The following is a 17,411-nucleotide window of genomic DNA, read 5'->3' on the forward strand; positions in this document are numbered from 1 at the left end:
ATTCGGCAAGGCCGTCGGCGCCGACGCCTATTGCCGCGACGCAGCGGTGGCGGTCGAGACCGCCAAGGACTTCATGAAGCGCAAGCACAATGTGCGCGCTTGAACACAGCAGTGCGATCCAGGTTTGTGACCGAGAGCGCCGTCATGCACTGGAATGGCAAGATGGCCAGAATCGCTTGGCTCGAAGGGAGCTAAGTCCGTATGCGTATCGAGTCGATTAAAGTCTATCAGGTGCTTCTGCCTGTCAAAGGCGGTGCCTACCGGATGGCCAGCGACACCGTGCAGGATCTGGATAGCACGCTCGTTGAAGTGACCACCGAGGACGGACTGTCAGGCTGGGGTGAGACCTGCCCGGTCGGCCCTGTTTATCAGCCCCAACATGCTTTGGGTGCGAGAGCGGCGATTGCAGAAATAGCGCCTGGACTGGTCGGCGAAGACACCACGTCCATGCGCCGCCTCGCGACAAGAATGGAGGAGCGGTTGAACGGTCACAACTATGCCAAGGCAGCCTTGGATATCGCTCTCCTCGACCTCGCCGGCCAGCGGCTGGGCGTTCCGGTTTCAACACTTCTGGGCGGTGCGCTCACCGATCGTGTGCCCTCTTATTACTCGACTATTGTCGGTGCACCGGATGAGACTGCGCGCATTGCCGTCGACAAGGTCAAGGCCGGCTACCCACGGCTTCAGATCAAGATAGGCGGACGGGATCTCGAGCAAGACGTCGCCACCGTGCACAAGGTCTGGGAAGCGGTTGGATTCAAGGCCCGGATAGCCGTCGACGCAAATCGTGGCCTCACCGCCGCGGCCGCGCTGCACATCGATCGGCTTTGCCAGGCAATCCCGTTCGTGTTTGAACAGCCTTGCAACACCATGGAGGAAGTCGCGAGCCTCAAGGGACGCGTTACCCATCCGGTCTACCTAGATGAGAATACCGAGGATTTGAATGCCGTCCTGCGGGCAATTTCTTCAGGTATCGCGGACGGATTCGGATTGAAGGTCACTCGCCTTGGCGGCCTTACCAAGATGGTCACGGTCCGCGATCTGTGTGCAATACGATCTCTTCCGCACAGCTGTGACGATACATGGGGCGGGGACGTCATTGCCGCGGCATGCGTGCACCTTGCCGCTACCGCCGAGCCGAGACTTCTTGAGGGCGCCTGGATCGCGCAGGAATACATCGAGGGGCACACCGATCCCGTAAACCCCATCGTCATCGAAAACGGGCATATCCGTGTCCCGCAGATGCCAGGGCTCGGTGTCAAGCCCGAGCGCTCCCAACTCAAAGCGCCTGTCGCGACTTTCGGAGGCTGAGGATCCTGTGATGTTCGCAGCGATTGTATCTGGCCAGTATCGTTGGCAATTAGCCTCGGAAGCGCTTTTGCGAACTTCCAGAACGTCTGGCGGGGCGCCTGAGGCTGGCGCTGCGGGGCTTCATGAGCCGCAAAAAAGCCGATATGCAGGATGCGTGGTGGTGATCTTGCCACCACGCCGCCGAACATCCGGAGATCCTGCATGAGACCGATAGTGCTGGCCGCTGCCATGTCGATTGCCTTGCCTGCCGCAGCACTCGCTGGGCCGGCTTCCAACGCCGTGAAGTTCTTCTACGCACCGGTGAAATTCGAGGCGGACGCCAAATATCGCGACCGCTTCACCGATCCGGTGACCAAGCTGTTCGAGCTCAACGACAAGGCGCAGAAGGAGAAGCCCGACGAGGTCTCCTGCATCGACTTCGATCCCGGTCTCGACGCGCAGGATTTTGACCAGAAGACGGTGACGAAGACGCTGAAGCTTGCCGAAACGGTCGATGGCGATACGGCCGAGGTAACGGCGACGTTCAGCCTTTTCCCGGAAGGCGATGATTCCAAACGCGAAATGGTGTGGTCGTTGAAGAAGGTGGACGGCAAATGGAAGGTCGCCGACATCACATCCAAAACCAACAACTGGACCCTGAGTGCCTTGGAATGCATGCCGGCCCCCTCGGCGGAGTGATGCTGTGCTCCGTCGTCTTGTCGTCGCGCTGTCGACCCTATCTATGCTGGCCGCGGGGCTGAACGGCAGCGCCTCGGCGCAAGGCCTGTTCGGCGCGCCGCCGAAGGCCTCGTCCGGCGACAACGCGCCGGCGGATGACACATCGCCGCCGCTGGAAGGAACGCCCGCGCCGGGAACCAAGTCGGCCGAACTGCCGCCGCCCGCGCCCGTTTTGCCGGGATCGCCGACGGCGGTGGTGAAACCCTTCTACGAGCATCTCGGGCTGGAGCTTGATCCGGCTCAGCGCAAGAACTTCATCGATCCGGCGAAAACTGTTCTCGACAAGAGCGATGCGCTGCGCGCCTCGGGGCAGGGCGAGTGCCTCGACCCCAACATGGCGCTCGACAATGCCGACTACGACAAGCTCGCCATCGACAAGAGCCTGCGGACCATCGAGGCCGTCAATGGCGACGAGGCCAAGGTGGTCGTCGCCTTTGTCGTCGAAGGTCACCAGCACCGGCTCGAATGGAAGCTGAAGAAGGTCGGCGGCGCCTGGAAGATAACTGACCTTCTGTCGGTGACCGGCGAATGGGCGCTCAGCCAATATCAGTGCGAATGAGTATTGTTAGCGTGATCTCGTCAGCCCCGCCCGCGATAGGGTGCAACACCCGTGTCGGGCAGCCAGCTGCCTTCTGGCGGTGCGCCGGTTTGCCAGAACACGTCGATCGGAATGCCGCCGCGCGGATACCAATAGCCGCCAATGCGCAACCACAGGGGCTTGGTCGCGGCCACAATGCGGCGGCCGATCATGACGGTGCATTCTTCATGGAAGGCGCCGTGGTTGCGAAACGAAGTCATGAACAGCTTCAGCGATTTCGATTCAACCAGCAGCGTATCGGGTGCGTAGTCGATGACGATATGGGCGAAATCCGGCTGTCCGGTGACCGGACAGAGCGAGGTGAATTCCGGGCAGACGAAGCGCACGATGGCCGGCGGGCCGTCGCCGCGCGCAAACGGCACGGTTTCCAGGACCGCTGCCTCGGGGCTCTGTGGCGTCTCGACGTGCGCGCCGAGCTGGGTGAGGGTTTTGGTGTCGATCATGGGTGGGTCTCTTCTCAATTTTCGCAGCTCATTAGCACAAAATGAATCAGTAGGAAGACGATGACAAGCAACGATCCGCTTCTCCAGCCCTACCAGCTCAAGCACCTGACGCTGAAGAACCGGGTCATGTCGACCAGCCATGAGCCGGCCTATTCGGAGGACGGCATGCCGAAGGAGCGCTACCGGCTCTACCATGCCGAAAAGGCCAAGGGCGGCATGGCGCTGACCATGACCGCCGGTTCGGCGATCGTCTCGCGCGACAGCCCGGCTGCCTTCGGCAATCTGCATGTCTATGACGACCGCATCGTGCCCTGGCTCAAGGAACTGGCGGATGCCTGCCACGAGCATGATTGCAAGGTGATGATCCAGATCACCCATCTCGGCCGCCGCACCGGCTGGAACAAGGCCGACTGGCTGCCGGTGCTGTCGGCCTCGCCAGTGCGCGAGCCGGCGCATCGCGCCTTCCCGAAGGCCATCGAGGACTGGGATATCGAGCGCATCGTCGCCGACTATGCGTCGGCCGCCCAGCGCTGCCAGGCCGCCGGCCTGGACGGCATCGAGTTCGAGGCCTACGGCCATCTGATCGACGGTTTCTGGTCGCCGGCCACCAACCAGCGCGATGACGAGTTCGGCGGTTCGCTCGACAACCGCTTGCGCTTCACTCGCATGGTGCTCGACGCGGTGCGCGTGGTGGTTGGCGAAAAGTTCATTGTCGGCATCCGCATGGTTGCCGACGAGGATTTTGAAAAGGGTCTGTCGAAGGACGAGGGCGTCGAGATCGCCAGGCGGCTGGCCGGCTCCGGCAAGGTCGATTTCCTCAACATCATCCGCGGCTCGATCGAGACCGATGCGGCGCTGACCAAGGTCATCCCGATGGCCGGCATGCGCTCGTCGCCGCATCTCGACTTCGCTGGCGAGGTGAGGGCGGCGACGAAGTTCCCGACCTTCCACGCGGCACGCATTTCCGATGTCGCCACGGCGCGCCACGCCATCGCCACCGGCAAGCTCGACATGGTCGGCATGACCCGCGCTCACATCGCCGATCCGCATATCATCAAGAAGGTGATGGAAGGCCGCGAACACGAGATCCGCCCCTGCGTCGGCGCCACCTATTGCCTCGACCGCATCTATGAGGGCGGCGAGGCGCTGTGCATCCACAATGCGGCAACCGGCCGCGAGGCCGAGATCCCGCATATCATCCCCAGGACGGAGGGGCCTAAGCGCAAGGTGGTCGTGGTCGGCGCTGGCGCCGGTGGGCTGGAGGCGGCGCGCGTCGCCGCTGAGCGCGGCCATAAGGTGACGGTGCTCGAAGCCTCCAGCCAGGCCGGCGGGCAGGTGCGGCTGGCGACGCAGAACCCGCGCCGCAAGGAGCTGATCGGCATTATCGACTGGCGACTGGCCGAACTCGACCGGCTCGGTGTCGAGATCCGCTACGACAATTGGGCCGAGAAGGACGACGTGCTGGCGCTGTCGCCCGATGTGGTGGTGGTCGCCACCGGCGGCCTGCCGCAGAACCCGCCGCTGACGGCGGGCGACAATCTCGTCACCTCGAGCTGGGACATCATGGCGGGCGCCGTCAAGCCGGCCGAGAACGTGCTGCTCTATGATGACAATGGCGGCCATCAGGGCATGGGCGCGGCCGAACTGATCGCGACTGCCGGTTCGAAGCTCGAGCTGGTTTCGCCGGAGCGCTTCTTCGCTCCCGAGATGGGCGGCATGAACCATGTGCCTTATATGCGCGCCTTCCAGGAAAAGGGCGTCACGATCACCATCAACACCAGGCTGCGGTCGGTGCGGCGCGAGGGCAACCAATTGGTCGCCGAACTGGCTTCGGATTTCGCCGATGGCTGGCGCGGCGAGCGGCTGGTCGACCAGGTGGTGGTCGAGCATGGCACGGCACCCCTCGACGACCTCTACCTCTCGCTGAAGCCGCTGTCGCGGAATGGCGGCGCGGTCGACTACGAGCGGCTGGTCAGTGGCGGCGACATCTTCCCCAGGCGCAATCCCGAAGGCGGTTTCGTGCTGTTTCGCATCGGCGATGCGGTGGCCTCGCGCAACATCCACGCCGCCATCTATGACGGCATTAGGTTCGGCTTGCGGATCTGACGAGCAGTACGAACGGTTGGTGACGCGCGCCGGACCTTCGCAGGGAGAGCCACCTGCCGCGTTGGCCCGGTGCGCGCCGCGCACGGTGCCGGCTGGCGCCGGGCACTGTACGATATTGTAGACGGTGCTTGCGCCGTTGCTCAAAACATCCTGGCGGTGGCCATGCAGAGCACGGTGATGACAAGCAGCCCCCCGGCAATAGGCTCGCCCCTTGTCATCTTCGCACGCAACTGGCTTTCCGTTGCCTGGTCGGCGCCGGCAAGCTGCCTGCTGGCGGAGCCCACCAACGCGCCCTGCACGCCGGCGGCAATCAGGGCGGTCACGATGCCCAGCGCCAGCACCTTTTCCATCGAGCCGAAAACGCCCTCGTGGAAGAAGTACCAAAGCAATATGCCGGTGAGAAAAGCCAGGCCGGCCGCGCCCATTTGCGGTCGGAAGAACCGCTCCGCCCGAATCTCCGGGTCACGGCCGACAGCGATGGTGGTGCCCGCCCAGAACACGCCGGCCATGACGTGAAGGCCGAGGACGGCAATGAAGATATATTGCATGACCGCATTTCCTCTTTTGCCCGCCGCTGACAAAAAAGTTAGATGTCGAATGGTTCGATGTCAATGCATGAGTCGAGTTTCGCCGATCCGTTTGATGCATTAGTGTCGAATCATGACGCCTTTTGACCGTCCGCCCGTCGGAATGAACCTCGCCCGTACCGCCAAGCTGGTGGCGCAGGCCTTTGACGCGGCGCTTGTCGAGGCCGGCGGCACGCTGCCAGTCTGGGTCACTCTGCTGTCGGTCAAGTCGCGCGAACTTGCCAACCAGCGCGAACTTGCCGGCATGATCGGCATCCAGGGTGCGACGCTGACCCACCATCTCAACGCCATGGAAGCGCAAGGGTTGCTGACGCGCCGGCGCGATCCGGAGAACCGCCGGGTTCACCAGGTGGCGCTGACCGCGGCCGGCGAAGCGCTGTTCGAGACATTGCGCACCGCAGCACTCGCCTTCGACAAGCAACTGAGAGTGGGATTGCCGGACGACAGGCTGGCGGAGTTTGCCGAGGTACTGGCGGCGCTCAGGGCAAATGTCGAAGCCCGAGCTTCGGGCGACTGCTAGCGGATTTTCCGGGTGACAAGAACGATATCCTGCCTCGTTCCCGAAAACCGGCTCGCAACGTCAAATTATGAACTGCTCAACCATTATGGCCGGCATTACCTGAATATCGACACGCCTTAAGCGAGGCTGCCCTGAAGCACCTTCAGCCTGGCCTTCTTCGGGCTGCGCGCCATCAGCCATTCGCGCGCCTTGTCCTGCGGCATCGGGAAGGCGATGGAATAGCCCTGCACCTGGTCGCAGCCGATCGCCATCAGCGAGTCGAGCTCGGCTTCGGTCTCCGCGCCCTCGGCGACGATCGAGATGCCGAGGCCGCGCGCCAGCTCGGTGATGGCGCGCACGATCTTGGAGTTGTCGCCATTCTCGTTGATGTTCTGGACAAAGCGGCGGTCGATCTTCAGCCGGTCGATCTCGTTCGGGTTGACGTGGCTGAGCGAGGCATAGCCGGTGCCGAAATCGTCGAGTTCTAGATGCACGCCGGCGGCGCGGATGTGCCTGAGCTTCGCGGCGATGCCCGTCTTCTCGTCGTCGAGGATGACGGATTCGACGATTTCAAGCGACAGCTTCTGCGGCGCCAGGCCGGCCTTCTCCAGCGTGTCGAACAGGAACTTGTCGAAGTCCGGCTCGCGCAACTCGGTGCCGGAGACGTTGACGGCGAGCCGCCCGAAGGCGATGCCGGCGCGGTCCCATTCGGCCGCTTCGTTGATTGCCTTGCCAATGACGATGCGGCCGATTTCGGGCATGAAGCCGCATTTCTCGGCGACCGGAATGAATTCACCCGGCGAGATCATGCCGCGATCGGCATGTTTCCAGCGCACCAGCGCTTCGATGCCGCTGATAGTGCCGCTGGCCAGCGACACCTGCGGCTGGAAATAGACCTCGAAGGCCTTATCGGCGATGGCGGTGCGGATGTCGTGCTCGAGCTGCTTGCGATAGTCGAGTTCGCGCCTGAGCTCCTCGGAGAAGAACGAGAAGTTGCCGCCGCCGAGCTTCTTGGCGGAGTAAAGCGCCAGATCGGCATGGACCAGCAGGTCCTCGGCATTGTCGGCGTCGACGGGATAGACGGCAATGCCGCCGCTGGCGCCCGGCAGGATCGTCGTGCCCTGGAAGACGATCGGCTCGTTGATCTGCTCCAGGATGCGCCTGCCCAGCATATGGATGTCCTCGGTGCTGCCGGCACCATTGAGGATCATCACGAACTCGTCGCCGCCGAGGCGCGCGCACAGATCCGATGCCCGGCAGGAATCGCGCATACGCTGCGCGGTGACCACCAGCACATAGTCCCCGGCGGCGTGGCCGAGCGTGTCGTTGATCTGCTTGAACCGATCGAGGTCGAGCTGGATCACGGCCAGCCGCTCTCGCCGGCGGTGGGCGCCCTTGATCAGCGTGTCGAAATGGTCGGTGAGAAAAGTGCGGTTGTGCAGGCCGGTCAGCCCGTCATGCACGGCGATGAAGGCCATGGAGTTGCGCGCGTCGACCAGCTCACGCGTCTTGCGCAGGATGGCGTTCGACATCGGGCGGAAGATGAACAGCGCCACCAGCACGATGACGCCGAGGGTGGCAAAGAACAGGGTGCGGTGGAGATCGAGCAGCTGCCCCGAGCGCTCGTCGGCATAGGCGCTGATGCGCTGGCCAAGTGCCGCATAGCCCGACAGCGTGGCGTTGGCGACGGAGGCGTCGAGATTGACGCGCTCGGCGCCGCCCTTGTAGCCCTCGCCGCCGATTGCCAGCTTCGATTCGAAGGATGAGATCAGGCGTTCGCCATTGGCGATCAGCCCGACCGAGAAATAGTCGAGGTGGAACGGCTTGGCGAACAGCACATTCTCGATCGATTTCGGATCGAGCCGTGCCGGCGACGTCGGATCGGCGCCCGTCTGGTCGAGCAGGAGGTCGTAATTCGTCTCGAACTCGGCGGTCGCCTGCTTGAGCGCGGCAACCAGCGCCGGTTGCTTGTCGCGCGCGGCTGCGCCCGTTGCGCCGGCAAGGAAGACGATCCGCTGCGACAGGGCCTTCTGCGTGCTGACGATGTTGAGCAGTGCGTCGTTATGCTGCTGTGCTGCCATCATCTGCTGCAACAGGATGAAGGAGGCCATCACCATGGTGGCGATGATCAGCAGCGCCAGCCAATAGCCGCTCTTGATCAGCAGTATCAGCTTGCGTGACACGCTATGCACTGGCTGCTGCGACATTTCTAGGTGACCCCTCCGGTCGACGGATTCCTGCCGTGAATTCCTGGCGAGAAGACCATTGGCTTGAAAGGGTTAACAGGTCCGGAAACGATGACGCTGGCCGGAAAGGCCGGGATGGAAAGCTGCCAAGATGGTTATCATGTTCTTTCGCGGCAGCACTGCATTTAAGTTCATCGTCACTTGATTGTCACGAAGGATCGCGGTCGCACGTTCGCGGCGTCACCGAAGCCGTCGTTTTTGCGATGGATTTTTCTCACCGGCGGGGCGACAGTCCGATCGATCTCAACAGGGCCTGACCATGAGCGCGGCATTCCTTTCCCACATCGACAGCGAGCTTGAAGGCCTGAAGTCGGCCGGCCTCTACAAATCCGAGCGGGTGATTGCCTCGACGCAGTCGGCCGAGATCGAAGTCGGCGGCGACAAGGTGCTGAATTTCTGCGCCAACAACTATCTCGGGCTCGCCGACAGTTCCGAATTGCGCGAGGCGGCCAAGCAGGCGCTCGACCGCTATGGCTACGGCATGGCCTCGGTGCGCTTCATCTGCGGCACGCAGGAGGAGCACAAAGAGCTGGAGGCGACGATTTCCGCCTTTCTCGGCATGGACGACACCATCCTCTACGGCTCCTGCTTCGACGCCAATGGCGGCCTGTTCGAAACGCTGCTCGGCGAGGAGGATGCGATCATCTCTGATGCGCTGAACCACGCCTCGATAATCGATGGTGTCAGGCTGTCGAAGGCAAAGCGCTTCCGCTACGCCAACAACGACATGGCCGAGCTCGAGGCGCGATTGAAGGAGGCTAAGGATTGCCGCTTCCGGCTGATCGCCACCGACGGCGTGTTTTCCATGGACGGTATCATCGCCAATCTCAGGGGCGTCTGCGACCTCGCCGACAAATACGACGCCATGGTCATGGTCGACGACAGCCATGCGGTCGGCTTCGTCGGCGCCAACGGCCGCGGCTCGGCCGAGCATTGCGGCGTCGAGGGCAGGGTGGACATCATCACCGGCACGCTCGGCAAGGCGCTGGGCGGCGCCTCCGGCGGCTATACATCGGGCAAGACGCAGGTGGTCGACTGGCTGCGCCAGCGCTCGCGGCCCTATCTGTTCTCCAACACGCTGATGCCGGCGATCGCCGGCGCTTCTATCCGGGTGTTCGAGATGGTCCGCAACGGCGATGCGCTGCGCCGGCGCCTCTACGACAACGCCGCGCGGTTCCGCTCCGAGATGAGCAAGCTCGGCTTCACGCTGGCCGGTGCCGATCATCCGATCATCCCGGTGATGCTGGGCGATGCCGCATTGGCGCAGGAGATGGCGGCACGCATGCTGAAGCGCGGCATCTATGTCATCGGCTTCTCCTTTCCGGTGGTGCCGAAGGGCCAGGCACGCATCCGCACGCAGATGTCGGCCGCCCATTCCAGCGCCGATATCGACCGCGCGGTGGCGGCGTTTGGAGCGGTCGGTAAGGAGCTGGGTGTCATCTCCTGAGCCGCCGAAAGCGATTCCGAATCAAGGGATTCAAGGGACAAAAGAATGTCGAACATGATGAAGGCGCTGGTGAAGGCCAAGGCCGAGCCGGGCATCTGGATGGAAGAGGTGCCGGTGCCGGAGATCGGCCCCAACGACGTGCTGATCAAGGTCAGGAAGACGGCGATTTGCGGCACCGACGTCCACATCTACAATTGGGACCAGTGGGCGCAAAAGACAGTGCCGGTGCCGATGGTGACCGGCCATGAATTCGTCGGCACGGTCGCCGATTTCGGTGCGGCGGTGACCGAATACAAGGTCGGCCAGCGCGTGTCGGGCGAAGGCCATATCGTCTGCGGCCATTGCCGAAACTGCCGGGCGGGGCGAGGGCATCTCTGCCGCAACACGCTCGGCGTTGGCGTCAATCGCCCCGGTGCCTTCGGCGAATATCTGGCGATCCCACAGCACAATGTCGTGCCGATCCCCGACGACGTGCCGGACGAGATCGCCGCGATCTTCGATCCCTTGGGCAATGCGGTTCACACGGCACTGTCCTTCGACCTGGTCGGCGAGGACGTGCTGGTCACCGGCGCCGGGCCGATCGGCATCATGGGCGCGCTGGTGGCGCAGTGCGTTGGTGCCAGGAAAGTCGTCATCACCGACATCAACCCGGTACGGCTGGCGCTGGCCAAAAAACTCGGCGTCCAGCATGTCGTCGATGCCTCGAAGGAAAAGCTGCGCGACGTCATGCCGGCGCTCGGCATGACCGAGGGCTTTGACGTCGGCCTCGAAATGTCGGGAGCGGCTCCCGCCTTCCGCGACATGATCGACACCATGAACAATGGCGGCAAGATCGCCATTTTGGGCATCGCGCCGACCGGCTTCGAGATCGACTGGAACAAGGTCATCTTCAAGATGCTGCATCTCAAGGGCATCTATGGCCGCGAGATGTTCGAGACCTGGTACAAGATGATCGCTTTGGTGCAGGGCCCGCTCGACGTCTCCGGGCTGATCACCCATCGTATCGGCATCGACGATTTCCAGACAGGGTTCGATGCCATGCGCAGCGGCAGTTCGGGTAAGGTGGTGATGGACTGGTGAAGGCGGAATAAGAGATGCTGTCCCGCCGGCGTATCAACAATTCTGTTTGCTGACCTAGCCGTCGGCCAACGCCGCCTCCAGCGCCGCCACCCCGCGGACAATCGCCGCCCGCTCTTCCGCGCCCAGCCTCGCCAGCAATTCCCTTTCAAACGCCTTCGCCAGCGGCACCATCTCGCGATAGGCGGCAAGCCCCGCTTTGGTCAGCGTCAGATGCTCGACGCGGCGATCGTTCTCGTCGGGCGTGCGCGTCAGCCAGCGACGCCGCTCGAGTTCGGCGACGGCGCGCGACACCTTGGTCTTGTGCATGGCTGACTGCTCGCCGAGCTCCGTCGCCGTCATCGTGCCGTGCTGGCCTAGGCCGGAAAGCGTGCGCCATTCCGGCCGCGTCAGGCCGTGGCGGTCCTTGTAGATCTTCGAGAATTCGTGGCTGACCGCATCGGCAAGGCGGTAGAGCCGGTAGGGCAGGAAGCTTTCCAGTTCGAGGATGTCCATGGTTGCTTAGTCCTCGCAACGCCATCGCGGCATTGATAGTTACATTTTAGATGGTTACAAATGAAACCAGTTTGGTCAACCCGCGGAGCGCCAGACGCCATCGCTGGGTGGAAATGGCAATCCGGGGATCATGCTTGAGGAGGACGCAATGGCCTTTTCCTACATGCCGGGCTTCGGCAACGATTTTGAAACCGAAACCTTGCCCGGCTCGCTGCCCCAGGGACGAAATTCACCACAGCGGCCGGCCTACGGCCTCTATGCCGAACAGCTTTCCGGTTCGCCCTTCACCGCGCCGCGCGGCACCAATGAGCGCTCCTGGCTCTATCGCATCCGGCCGAGCGTAAAACACACCGGCCGCTTCAAACCGGTGAGCTATCCGCTGTGGAAGACTGCCCCCAATGTCGGCGACCACGAACTGGCGCTCGGCCAGTACCGCTGGAACCCGGTGCCGATGCCGAAGGAGCCGACCGATTTCATTCAGGGCATACGCAGCATGACCACGGCCGGCGATGTGCTTGGGCAGACCGGCATGGCGGCGCATGTTTATGTTGCCAACCGCTCCATGGTCGACGACCATTTCTTCAACGCCGACGGCGAGTTGCTGATTGTGCCGCAGGTGGGCGCGCTGCGCTTCGTCACCGAAATGGGCGTCATCGAGCTCAGGCCGGGCGAGATCGCCGTTCTGCCGCGCGGTCTGGTGTTCAAGGTCGAGCTGGTCGACAAGGAAGTGCGCGGCTATGTCTGCGAGAACTACGGCGCCAAGCTGACGATGCCCGACCGCGGCCCGATCGGCGCCAATTGCCTCGCCAATCCGCGCGATTTCAAGACGCCTTGCGCCTGGTTCGAGGAGAAGGAGACGCCCTGCCGGCTGATCGTCAAATGGTGCGGCAATTTCCATGTCACCGAGATCGGCCATTCGCCGCTGGACGTGGTGGCGTGGCACGGCAACTACGCACCCTACAAATATGATCTTGCGACGTTTTCGCCGGTCGGTGCGCTGTTGTTCGACCATCCCGATCCGTCGATCTTCACCGTGCTGACGGCGCCGAGCGGCGAGGAGGGCACCGCCAACATCGACTTCGTCATCTTCCCGCCGCGCTGGCTGGTGGCGGAGGATACGTTCCGGCCACCCTGGTACCACCGCAACATCATGAGCGAGTTCATGGGCCTGATCCACGGCCAGTACGACGCCAAGGAGGAAGGCTTTGTCCCTGGCGGCATCAGCCTGCACAATCTGATGCTGGCCCACGGGCCCGACGCCCCTGGCTTCGAAAAGGCCTCGCGCACGGAGCTGAAACCGGTCAAGCTCGACAACACCATGGCCTTCATGTTCGAGACCCGATTCCCGCAAATGCTGACCCGCTACGGCGCCGAGCTGGAAACCCGGCAGGACAATTACATCGACTGCTGGGCCGATCTGAAGAAGCGTTTCAATGGCACGCCTGAGGGCGACTGGTCTTGAGCGTCGACCGGGTGCGCGATCGGTTGGTGCTTCTGGGTTCCAAGGGCGGACCGGCGGTACGGCCAGGCGGGCCTTGGCCGAGTTCGTCGCTGCTCGAGCTCGGCGGCCGCACCATTGTCGTCGACTGTGGGCTGGGCGTGACGCGGGCGTTTGTTGACGCAGGAGTCGGCCTGAAGGCGCTCGACCTCATCTTCATCACCCATCTCCATTCCGACCACGTGCTGGAACTCGGGCCGCTCATCCACACCGCCTGGACGGCCGGTCTGGCGAGCCCGGTCAGCGTCTTCGGACCACCCGGCACCGGCCATTACTGGAGGCGCTTCTGCCAGGCGATGGAATTCGACATCGAGATCCGCATCGCCGACGAAGGCCGGCCGGATATCCGCGAGCTGGTTTCGGTCGTCGAGTTCGGCGAGGGCAAGGTTATCGAGGACTACGGACTGAAGGTGACGGCGCTGCGCGTCGACCATCCGCCGGTGACCGACTGTTTTGCGCTGCGCTTCGAGCAAGGCGGGAAAAGCGTTGTCTTCTCGGCCGACACAGCGTTCTTTCCACCGCTGGCCGATTTCGCCAAGGGTGCCGACATTCTTGTCCACGAGGCGATGCTGGAACAAGGCATCGAGAGGCTGGTCGCCAAGACCGGTAACGGCGCGCGGCTGAGGGAACATTTGCTCGCCAGTCATTCGTTTGCCGATGAGGCGGGGCGCATCGCCACCGACGCCGGTGTCAAAAGACTGGTGCTGAACCACCTCATCCCGGCCGACGATCCCGAGATCGGCGAAGCCGATTGGATCACCGCCGTCAGGAAAACTTGGTCTGGCGACTTGACGATTGCCCGCGACGGCCTTGTTGTGGGCTTAAGCTGCGCCGAAGCCGCAGTAGGAGAGGAAACCGCATGAAGCTTGCCACATTGAAGGACGGGACGCGCGACGGGAAACTTGTCGTCGTCTCGCGTGACCTGACGCGCTTTACCGATGCCTCGTTTCTGGTGCGCACCCTGCAGGCCGCGCTCGACGACTGGAGCCGCATCGCGCCGCATCTCGCCGCCATGGCGGAATCGCTGGAGAACAATGCGGTGCCGTCGGCGCGCTTCCACGAGCATGACGCCCACTCGCCGCTGCCGCGCGCCTATCAATGGGCCGACGGTTCGGCCTATGTGAACCATGTCGAACTGGTGCGGAAAGCGCGTGGCGCCGAGATGCCGGCAAGTTTCTGGACCGATCCGCTGATCTACCAGGGCGGCTCCGACAGCTTCGTTCCGCCGCGCGATCCGATCCGCATGGCGGACGACGGATTCGGCATCGACATGGAGGCGGAAGTCGCCGTCATCGTCGACGACGTGCCGATGGGCGCAGGCCTCGAAGAGGCAAAAGCCGCTATTCGGCTGGTCATGCTGGTCAACGACGTGACGCTGCGCGCCCTCACGGGGCCGGAACTCGCCAAAGGGTTCGGCTTCTTCCAGTCAAAGCCGTCCTCTGCCTTTTCGCCCGTCGCGGTGACGCCGGACGAATTGGGCGACGCCTGGGATGGCGGCAAGGTCAGCCTGCCACTGCTCGCCGATCTCAACGGCAAGCCGTTCGGCCGGGCGAACGCCGGCATCGACATGACCTTCGATTTTCCGGCGCTGATCGTCCATGCCGCGAAAACACGGTCGCTCGCCGCCGGCACCATCATCGGCTCCGGCACCGTCTCCAACAAACTCGACGGTGGTCCGGGCAAACCCGTGTCGGCAGGTGGCGCCGGCTATTCCTGCATCGCCGAGCTGCGCATGATCGAGACCATTGTATCAGGCGAACCCAAAACGCCGTTCCTGCGCTTCGGCGACACCGTGCGCATCGAGATGAAGAACAAGGCGGGAAGTTCGATCTTCGGCGCCATCGAGCAGAAGGTCGAGAAATACTAGAGGTGAGGGAATGACGGGCGGGGCATTCTATCTTCTGTGCGGCGTCTGGGCGCTTGTGATGCTGGCGATCTTCATCCAGGCGATCCGGCTGAGTTATCGCATCGAGGCGCGCTCGCCTGACCTCACCAACCGCAGCGGCTTTCCACGCAACGCGATGATGTTCCACACCGTCACCAATCTGAACGTCGCGCGGGACGAGGAAACGCAGGCCATGCGCCGGCGCATGAACCGGCTGCTGCTGATCGTTGTCGCCGGTTTCGCGGTTATGTGGGCGGGCCTCTATCTGGTGCGGTCGACGGGCGCTTGACTGGCAGATGCCGTACTCCGTTCCCTATCTTTGTTGGATCGGACTTTGCAGCGTCGCAACCGGCTGGCTGTTGATCTCCGCAATTCGGCTCTGCCGGCAGGTCGAGGACCGGTCTGAAAGGCTGCGCAATTTCAGCAGCGTGGCGCGCCTACCGAAGCTTATTCATGTTGCTTTGAACCGGGACGTCGCAAGCGACGCCGAAACACAGGCGCTGCGGCGCAGCATGAACGCTCGTCTTACGGGTATAGTTACCCTGGCCGGCATTACAAATTTGGTTGCCTGGACCGGTTGGGCAGGCGCATAGCATGGATATTCTCACCCACTTCAGCCGCATGGCCGGCAACAATCTCTGGTCGAACGACCGGCTCTACCGTGCCGTGCTGCAGCTCAAGCCTGGCGAATTCGAAGCCGAACGCACCAGCTTCTTCCCGTCGATCAAGGCGACGCTCAACCACATCCTCGCGGTCGACTATCTCTATCTCGATTTCCTGGAGGAGGGTGGCGTTGGTGCTGCTGCCTATGATGATTATGTGCCGTTCGATAAACCTCAGGCGCTGTTTGCCGCCCAGGTCGCGGCCGACCGCAGGCTCATCGCCTTCTGCGACGCCCTGTCAGAGGCCGATCTCGACCGCCGCGTCATCACCGACCGGCGCGAGGACGGCATGATTCCGGAAAAAATCGGCGACATCCTCGCCCACGTCTTCCTGCACGACATCCACCATCGCGGCCAGGTGCACGCCATGCTGTCCGGCACCTCCGTCGCGCCGCCGCAGCTGGACGAGTTTCTGCTCGATTATGATGTGAAGCTGAGGAAAGAAGAGGTAGAGCGGTTGGGATTGTGATCGACCAATCCCCGATATTGGCGCCGCCCCTCATTGCCCTGCCGGGCATTTCTCCCGTAAACGGGGAGAAAGAGGCTGGCCGCAACCCGGCGCCATTTTCTGCAATGCTGACAATTGGCGAAAGCATCGGCGATAGCGTCCCTCGCCCCGTTTACGGGGAGAGGATGCCGGCAGGCAGGTGAGGGGCAGCTGTACGTCGGCAATTTGACCGTTACGCCGCTTTGCCGTCGACCTTGATCACGCCGCGCTTGATCTGGTCCTGCTCGATCGATTCGAACAGCGCACGGAAATTGCCCTCACCAAAGCCTTCGTCGCCCTTGCGCTGAATGAATTCGAAGAAGATCGGGCCGATCACGGTTTTCGAAAAGATCTGCAGCAGGATCTTGGTCATGCCGCCGTCGACCACGCCTTCGCCGTCGATCAGGATGCCGTGCTTCTTCATCCGCTCGATCGGCTCGTCATGGCCGCTCACCCTGTCATAGGACATGTCGTAATAGGTTTCCGGCGGACCCGGCATGAATTTCAGCCCGTTGGCCGCCAGTCTGTCGGTGGCGCCGTAGATCTCGTCGGTGCCCACCGCGATGTGCTGGATGCCTTCGCCATTGTATTTCTTCAGATATTCGGCGATCTGGCTGGTCTCGTCCTTGGACTCGTTCAGCGGGATGCGGATCTTGCCGCAGGGCGAGGTGATGGCCCGGCTGACAAGGCCGGTGATCTTGCCGTCAATGTCGAAGAAATGGATCTGCTTGAAGCCGAACAACTCGCGGTAGAAATCCCACCATTTGTCCATCTGGCCGCGATAGACATTGTGGGTGAGGTGGTCGAGATAATAGAAGCCGACGCCTTGCGGCCGCGGGTCGCGCTCGCCCAACCATTCGAACTCGGCGTCATAGGCCGAGCCCTTCTTGCCATAGCTGTCGATGAAATAGAGCAGCGAGCCGCCGATGCCGACGATGGCCGGCACGTCCAGCGCCTTGTCCTTGCCTTCGTAAGGCGTGGCGCCCTTGGCCACGGCATGGTCGAAAGCGTGCCTGGCATCGACGACCCGCCACGCCATCGAGGAGGCGCAGGGGCCGTGCTTGTCGACGAACTTCATCGCATGCGAGCCGGGCTCGGCATTGACGATGTAGTTGATGTCGCCCTGGCGCCAGACGGTGTTGTTCTTACTGCGGTGTTTGGCAACCGCGACATAGCCCATGCGGGTGAAAAGCTCGGCGAGCTTCTCCGGCTCAGGATGCGCGAATTCGACGAACTCGAAGCCGTCGGTGCCGGCGGGATTGGTCTTGCTGATCTTGGCGGGCGGTGCGTCGTGCGGGAAGGGGCCCATGGCAGGTCTCCGAAAGCTGTTCTGGCCGCTCTTGGCCATCCTTG

General features: G+C 62.8%; 17 protein-coding genes and 1 pseudogene. 13 read left to right on the forward strand and 5 right to left on the reverse strand.

Annotation, left to right across the window (positions count from 1 at the left end; genetic code table 11):
* The 4 genes and pseudogenes from ACFX5Q_RS10605 to ACFX5Q_RS10620 form a co-directional block, all read left to right on the forward strand.
* Positions 1 to 103 (forward strand): annotated as a pseudogene (locus ACFX5Q_RS10605) (cobalamin-binding protein); the annotation flags it as partial.
* A gap of 98 nt (positions 104 to 201) precedes the next feature.
* Positions 202 to 1,311 (forward strand): mandelate racemase/muconate lactonizing enzyme family protein, encoded by a 1,110-nt coding sequence (locus ACFX5Q_RS10610; RefSeq protein ID WP_404277483.1) that lies wholly within the window; start codon positions 202 to 204, stop codon positions 1,309 to 1,311.
* 201 nt (positions 1,312 to 1,512) lie between these two features.
* Positions 1,513 to 1,989: a DUF3828 domain-containing protein gene (locus tag ACFX5Q_RS10615; protein WP_404277485.1), complete on the forward strand. Its 477-nt coding sequence runs from the start codon at positions 1,513 to 1,515 to the stop codon at positions 1,987 to 1,989.
* A gap of 4 nt (positions 1,990 to 1,993) precedes the next feature.
* Positions 1,994 to 2,587, forward strand: a complete 594-nt coding sequence (locus ACFX5Q_RS10620; protein ID WP_404277487.1) for a hypothetical protein — start codon at positions 1,994 to 1,996, stop codon at positions 2,585 to 2,587.
* 20 nt (positions 2,588 to 2,607) lie between these two features.
* Here the strand turns inward: ACFX5Q_RS10620 and queF are convergent, their stop codons facing one another.
* On the reverse strand, positions 2,608 to 3,069 hold the full coding sequence (gene queF, locus ACFX5Q_RS10625) for a preQ(1) synthase (RefSeq protein WP_192182732.1): 462 nt from the start codon (positions 3,067 to 3,069) through the stop codon (positions 2,608 to 2,610).
* A gap of 60 nt (positions 3,070 to 3,129) precedes the next feature.
* On the opposite strand from queF, the gene ACFX5Q_RS10630 reads away from it, so the two are divergent.
* On the forward strand, positions 3,130 to 5,175 hold the full coding sequence (locus ACFX5Q_RS10630; protein WP_404277489.1) for an FAD-dependent oxidoreductase: 2,046 nt from the start codon (positions 3,130 to 3,132) through the stop codon (positions 5,173 to 5,175).
* A gap of 140 nt (positions 5,176 to 5,315) precedes the next feature.
* Here the strand turns inward: ACFX5Q_RS10630 and ACFX5Q_RS10635 are convergent, their stop codons facing one another.
* A complete protein-coding gene (locus ACFX5Q_RS10635) occupies positions 5,316 to 5,723 on the reverse strand; it encodes a hypothetical protein (RefSeq protein ID WP_404277491.1) in 408 nt (135 codons plus the stop codon).
* Positions 5,724 to 5,835: 112 nt separating this feature from the next.
* Between ACFX5Q_RS10635 and ACFX5Q_RS10640 the strand changes: the two genes are divergently transcribed.
* Positions 5,836 to 6,282 carry a MarR family winged helix-turn-helix transcriptional regulator gene (locus ACFX5Q_RS10640; RefSeq protein WP_404277493.1) on the forward strand — a complete coding sequence of 149 codons (447 nt, stop codon included), beginning with the start codon at positions 5,836 to 5,838 and terminating at the stop codon, positions 6,280 to 6,282.
* Positions 6,283 to 6,398: 116 nt separating this feature from the next.
* Here the strand turns inward: ACFX5Q_RS10640 and ACFX5Q_RS10645 are convergent, their stop codons facing one another.
* Positions 6,399 to 8,468, reverse strand: a complete 2,070-nt coding sequence (locus ACFX5Q_RS10645) for a putative bifunctional diguanylate cyclase/phosphodiesterase (RefSeq protein ID WP_404277495.1) — start codon at positions 8,466 to 8,468, stop codon at positions 6,399 to 6,401.
* A gap of 298 nt (positions 8,469 to 8,766) precedes the next feature.
* On the opposite strand from ACFX5Q_RS10645, the gene ACFX5Q_RS10650 reads away from it, so the two are divergent.
* Both ACFX5Q_RS10650 and tdh read left to right on the forward strand, forming a co-directional pair.
* Positions 8,767 to 9,954, forward strand: coding sequence for a glycine C-acetyltransferase (locus ACFX5Q_RS10650; RefSeq protein WP_404277497.1), 1,188 nt, complete (start codon positions 8,767 to 8,769; stop codon positions 9,952 to 9,954).
* Positions 9,955 to 9,999: 45 nt separating this feature from the next.
* Positions 10,000 to 11,034 (forward strand): L-threonine 3-dehydrogenase, encoded by a 1,035-nt coding sequence (gene tdh, locus ACFX5Q_RS10655; RefSeq protein WP_096456834.1) that lies wholly within the window; start codon positions 10,000 to 10,002, stop codon positions 11,032 to 11,034.
* Positions 11,035 to 11,088: 54 nt separating this feature from the next.
* Here tdh and ACFX5Q_RS10660 read toward each other — a convergent pair whose 3' ends face one another.
* On the reverse strand, positions 11,089 to 11,526 hold the full coding sequence (locus ACFX5Q_RS10660; RefSeq protein WP_404277499.1) for a MarR family winged helix-turn-helix transcriptional regulator: 438 nt from the start codon (positions 11,524 to 11,526) through the stop codon (positions 11,089 to 11,091).
* Between the two features lie 148 nt (positions 11,527 to 11,674).
* Here ACFX5Q_RS10660 and hmgA point away from each other — a divergent pair, with 148 nt between their 5' ends.
* The 5 genes from hmgA to ACFX5Q_RS10685 all read left to right on the forward strand — a co-directional run bounded on the left by hmgA (position 11,675) and on the right by ACFX5Q_RS10685 (position 16,040).
* Complete coding sequence (gene hmgA / locus ACFX5Q_RS10665; protein ID WP_404277501.1) at positions 11,675 to 12,988, forward strand: homogentisate 1,2-dioxygenase; 1,314 nt, start codon at positions 11,675 to 11,677, stop codon at positions 12,986 to 12,988.
* Positions 12,985 to 13,887, forward strand: a complete 903-nt coding sequence (locus ACFX5Q_RS10670) for an MBL fold metallo-hydrolase (protein WP_404277503.1) — start codon at positions 12,985 to 12,987, stop codon at positions 13,885 to 13,887. Before hmgA ends, ACFX5Q_RS10670 begins: the two co-directional genes overlap by 4 nt.
* Positions 13,884 to 14,891: a fumarylacetoacetate hydrolase family protein gene (locus tag ACFX5Q_RS10675; protein ID WP_404277505.1), complete on the forward strand. Its 1,008-nt coding sequence runs from the start codon at positions 13,884 to 13,886 to the stop codon at positions 14,889 to 14,891. Before ACFX5Q_RS10670 ends, ACFX5Q_RS10675 begins: the two co-directional genes overlap by 4 nt.
* A 10-nt stretch (positions 14,892 to 14,901) precedes the next feature.
* Complete coding sequence (locus ACFX5Q_RS10680) at positions 14,902 to 15,198, forward strand: hypothetical protein (protein WP_404277507.1); 297 nt, start codon at positions 14,902 to 14,904, stop codon at positions 15,196 to 15,198.
* A gap of 305 nt (positions 15,199 to 15,503) precedes the next feature.
* On the forward strand, positions 15,504 to 16,040 hold the full coding sequence (locus ACFX5Q_RS10685; protein ID WP_404277509.1) for a DinB family protein: 537 nt from the start codon (positions 15,504 to 15,506) through the stop codon (positions 16,038 to 16,040).
* 211 nt (positions 16,041 to 16,251) lie between these two features.
* On the opposite strand, the gene hppD is transcribed toward ACFX5Q_RS10685, so the two are convergent.
* Positions 16,252 to 17,367 carry a 4-hydroxyphenylpyruvate dioxygenase gene (hppD, locus tag ACFX5Q_RS10690; protein ID WP_404277511.1) on the reverse strand — a complete coding sequence of 372 codons (1,116 nt, stop codon included), beginning with the start codon at positions 17,365 to 17,367 and terminating at the stop codon, positions 16,252 to 16,254.
* Between the last annotated feature and the right edge of the window lie 44 nt (positions 17,368 to 17,411).

Origin of the sequence: Mesorhizobium sp. IMUNJ 23033 (genome assembly GCF_044778005.1) — a bacterium.
GTDB lineage: Bacteria > Pseudomonadota > Alphaproteobacteria > Rhizobiales > Rhizobiaceae > Mesorhizobium > Mesorhizobium amorphae_A.

Bases quoted from the DNA above. Each gene is read 5' to 3' on its own strand.
- ACFX5Q_RS10610 (WP_404277483.1), top strand. From the start codon at position 202: ATGCGTATCGAGTCGATTAAAGTCTATCAGGTGCTTCTGCCTGTCAAA.
- ACFX5Q_RS10615 (WP_404277485.1), top strand. From the start codon at position 1,513: ATGAGACCGATAGTGCTGGCCGCTGCCATGTCGATTGCCTTGCCTGCC.
- queF (WP_192182732.1), bottom strand. From the start codon at position 3,069: ATGATCGACACCAAAACCCTCACCCAGCTCGGCGCGCACGTCGAGACG.
- ACFX5Q_RS10630 (WP_404277489.1), top strand. From the start codon at position 3,130: ATGACAAGCAACGATCCGCTTCTCCAGCCCTACCAGCTCAAGCACCTG.
- ACFX5Q_RS10635 (WP_404277491.1), bottom strand. From the start codon at position 5,723: ATGCAATATATCTTCATTGCCGTCCTCGGCCTTCACGTCATGGCCGGC.
- ACFX5Q_RS10640 (WP_404277493.1), top strand. From the start codon at position 5,836: ATGACGCCTTTTGACCGTCCGCCCGTCGGAATGAACCTCGCCCGTACC.
- ACFX5Q_RS10645 (WP_404277495.1), bottom strand. From the start codon at position 8,468: ATGTCGCAGCAGCCAGTGCATAGCGTGTCACGCAAGCTGATACTGCTG.
- ACFX5Q_RS10650 (WP_404277497.1), top strand. From the start codon at position 8,767: ATGAGCGCGGCATTCCTTTCCCACATCGACAGCGAGCTTGAAGGCCTG.
- tdh (WP_096456834.1), top strand. From the start codon at position 10,000: ATGTCGAACATGATGAAGGCGCTGGTGAAGGCCAAGGCCGAGCCGGGC.
- ACFX5Q_RS10660 (WP_404277499.1), bottom strand. From the start codon at position 11,526: ATGGACATCCTCGAACTGGAAAGCTTCCTGCCCTACCGGCTCTACCGC.
- hmgA (WP_404277501.1), top strand. From the start codon at position 11,675: ATGGCCTTTTCCTACATGCCGGGCTTCGGCAACGATTTTGAAACCGAA.
- ACFX5Q_RS10675 (WP_404277505.1), top strand. From the start codon at position 13,884: ATGAAGCTTGCCACATTGAAGGACGGGACGCGCGACGGGAAACTTGTC.
- ACFX5Q_RS10680 (WP_404277507.1), top strand. From the start codon at position 14,902: ATGACGGGCGGGGCATTCTATCTTCTGTGCGGCGTCTGGGCGCTTGTG.
- ACFX5Q_RS10685 (WP_404277509.1), top strand. From the start codon at position 15,504: ATGGATATTCTCACCCACTTCAGCCGCATGGCCGGCAACAATCTCTGG.
- hppD (WP_404277511.1), bottom strand. From the start codon at position 17,367: ATGGGCCCCTTCCCGCACGACGCACCGCCCGCCAAGATCAGCAAGACC.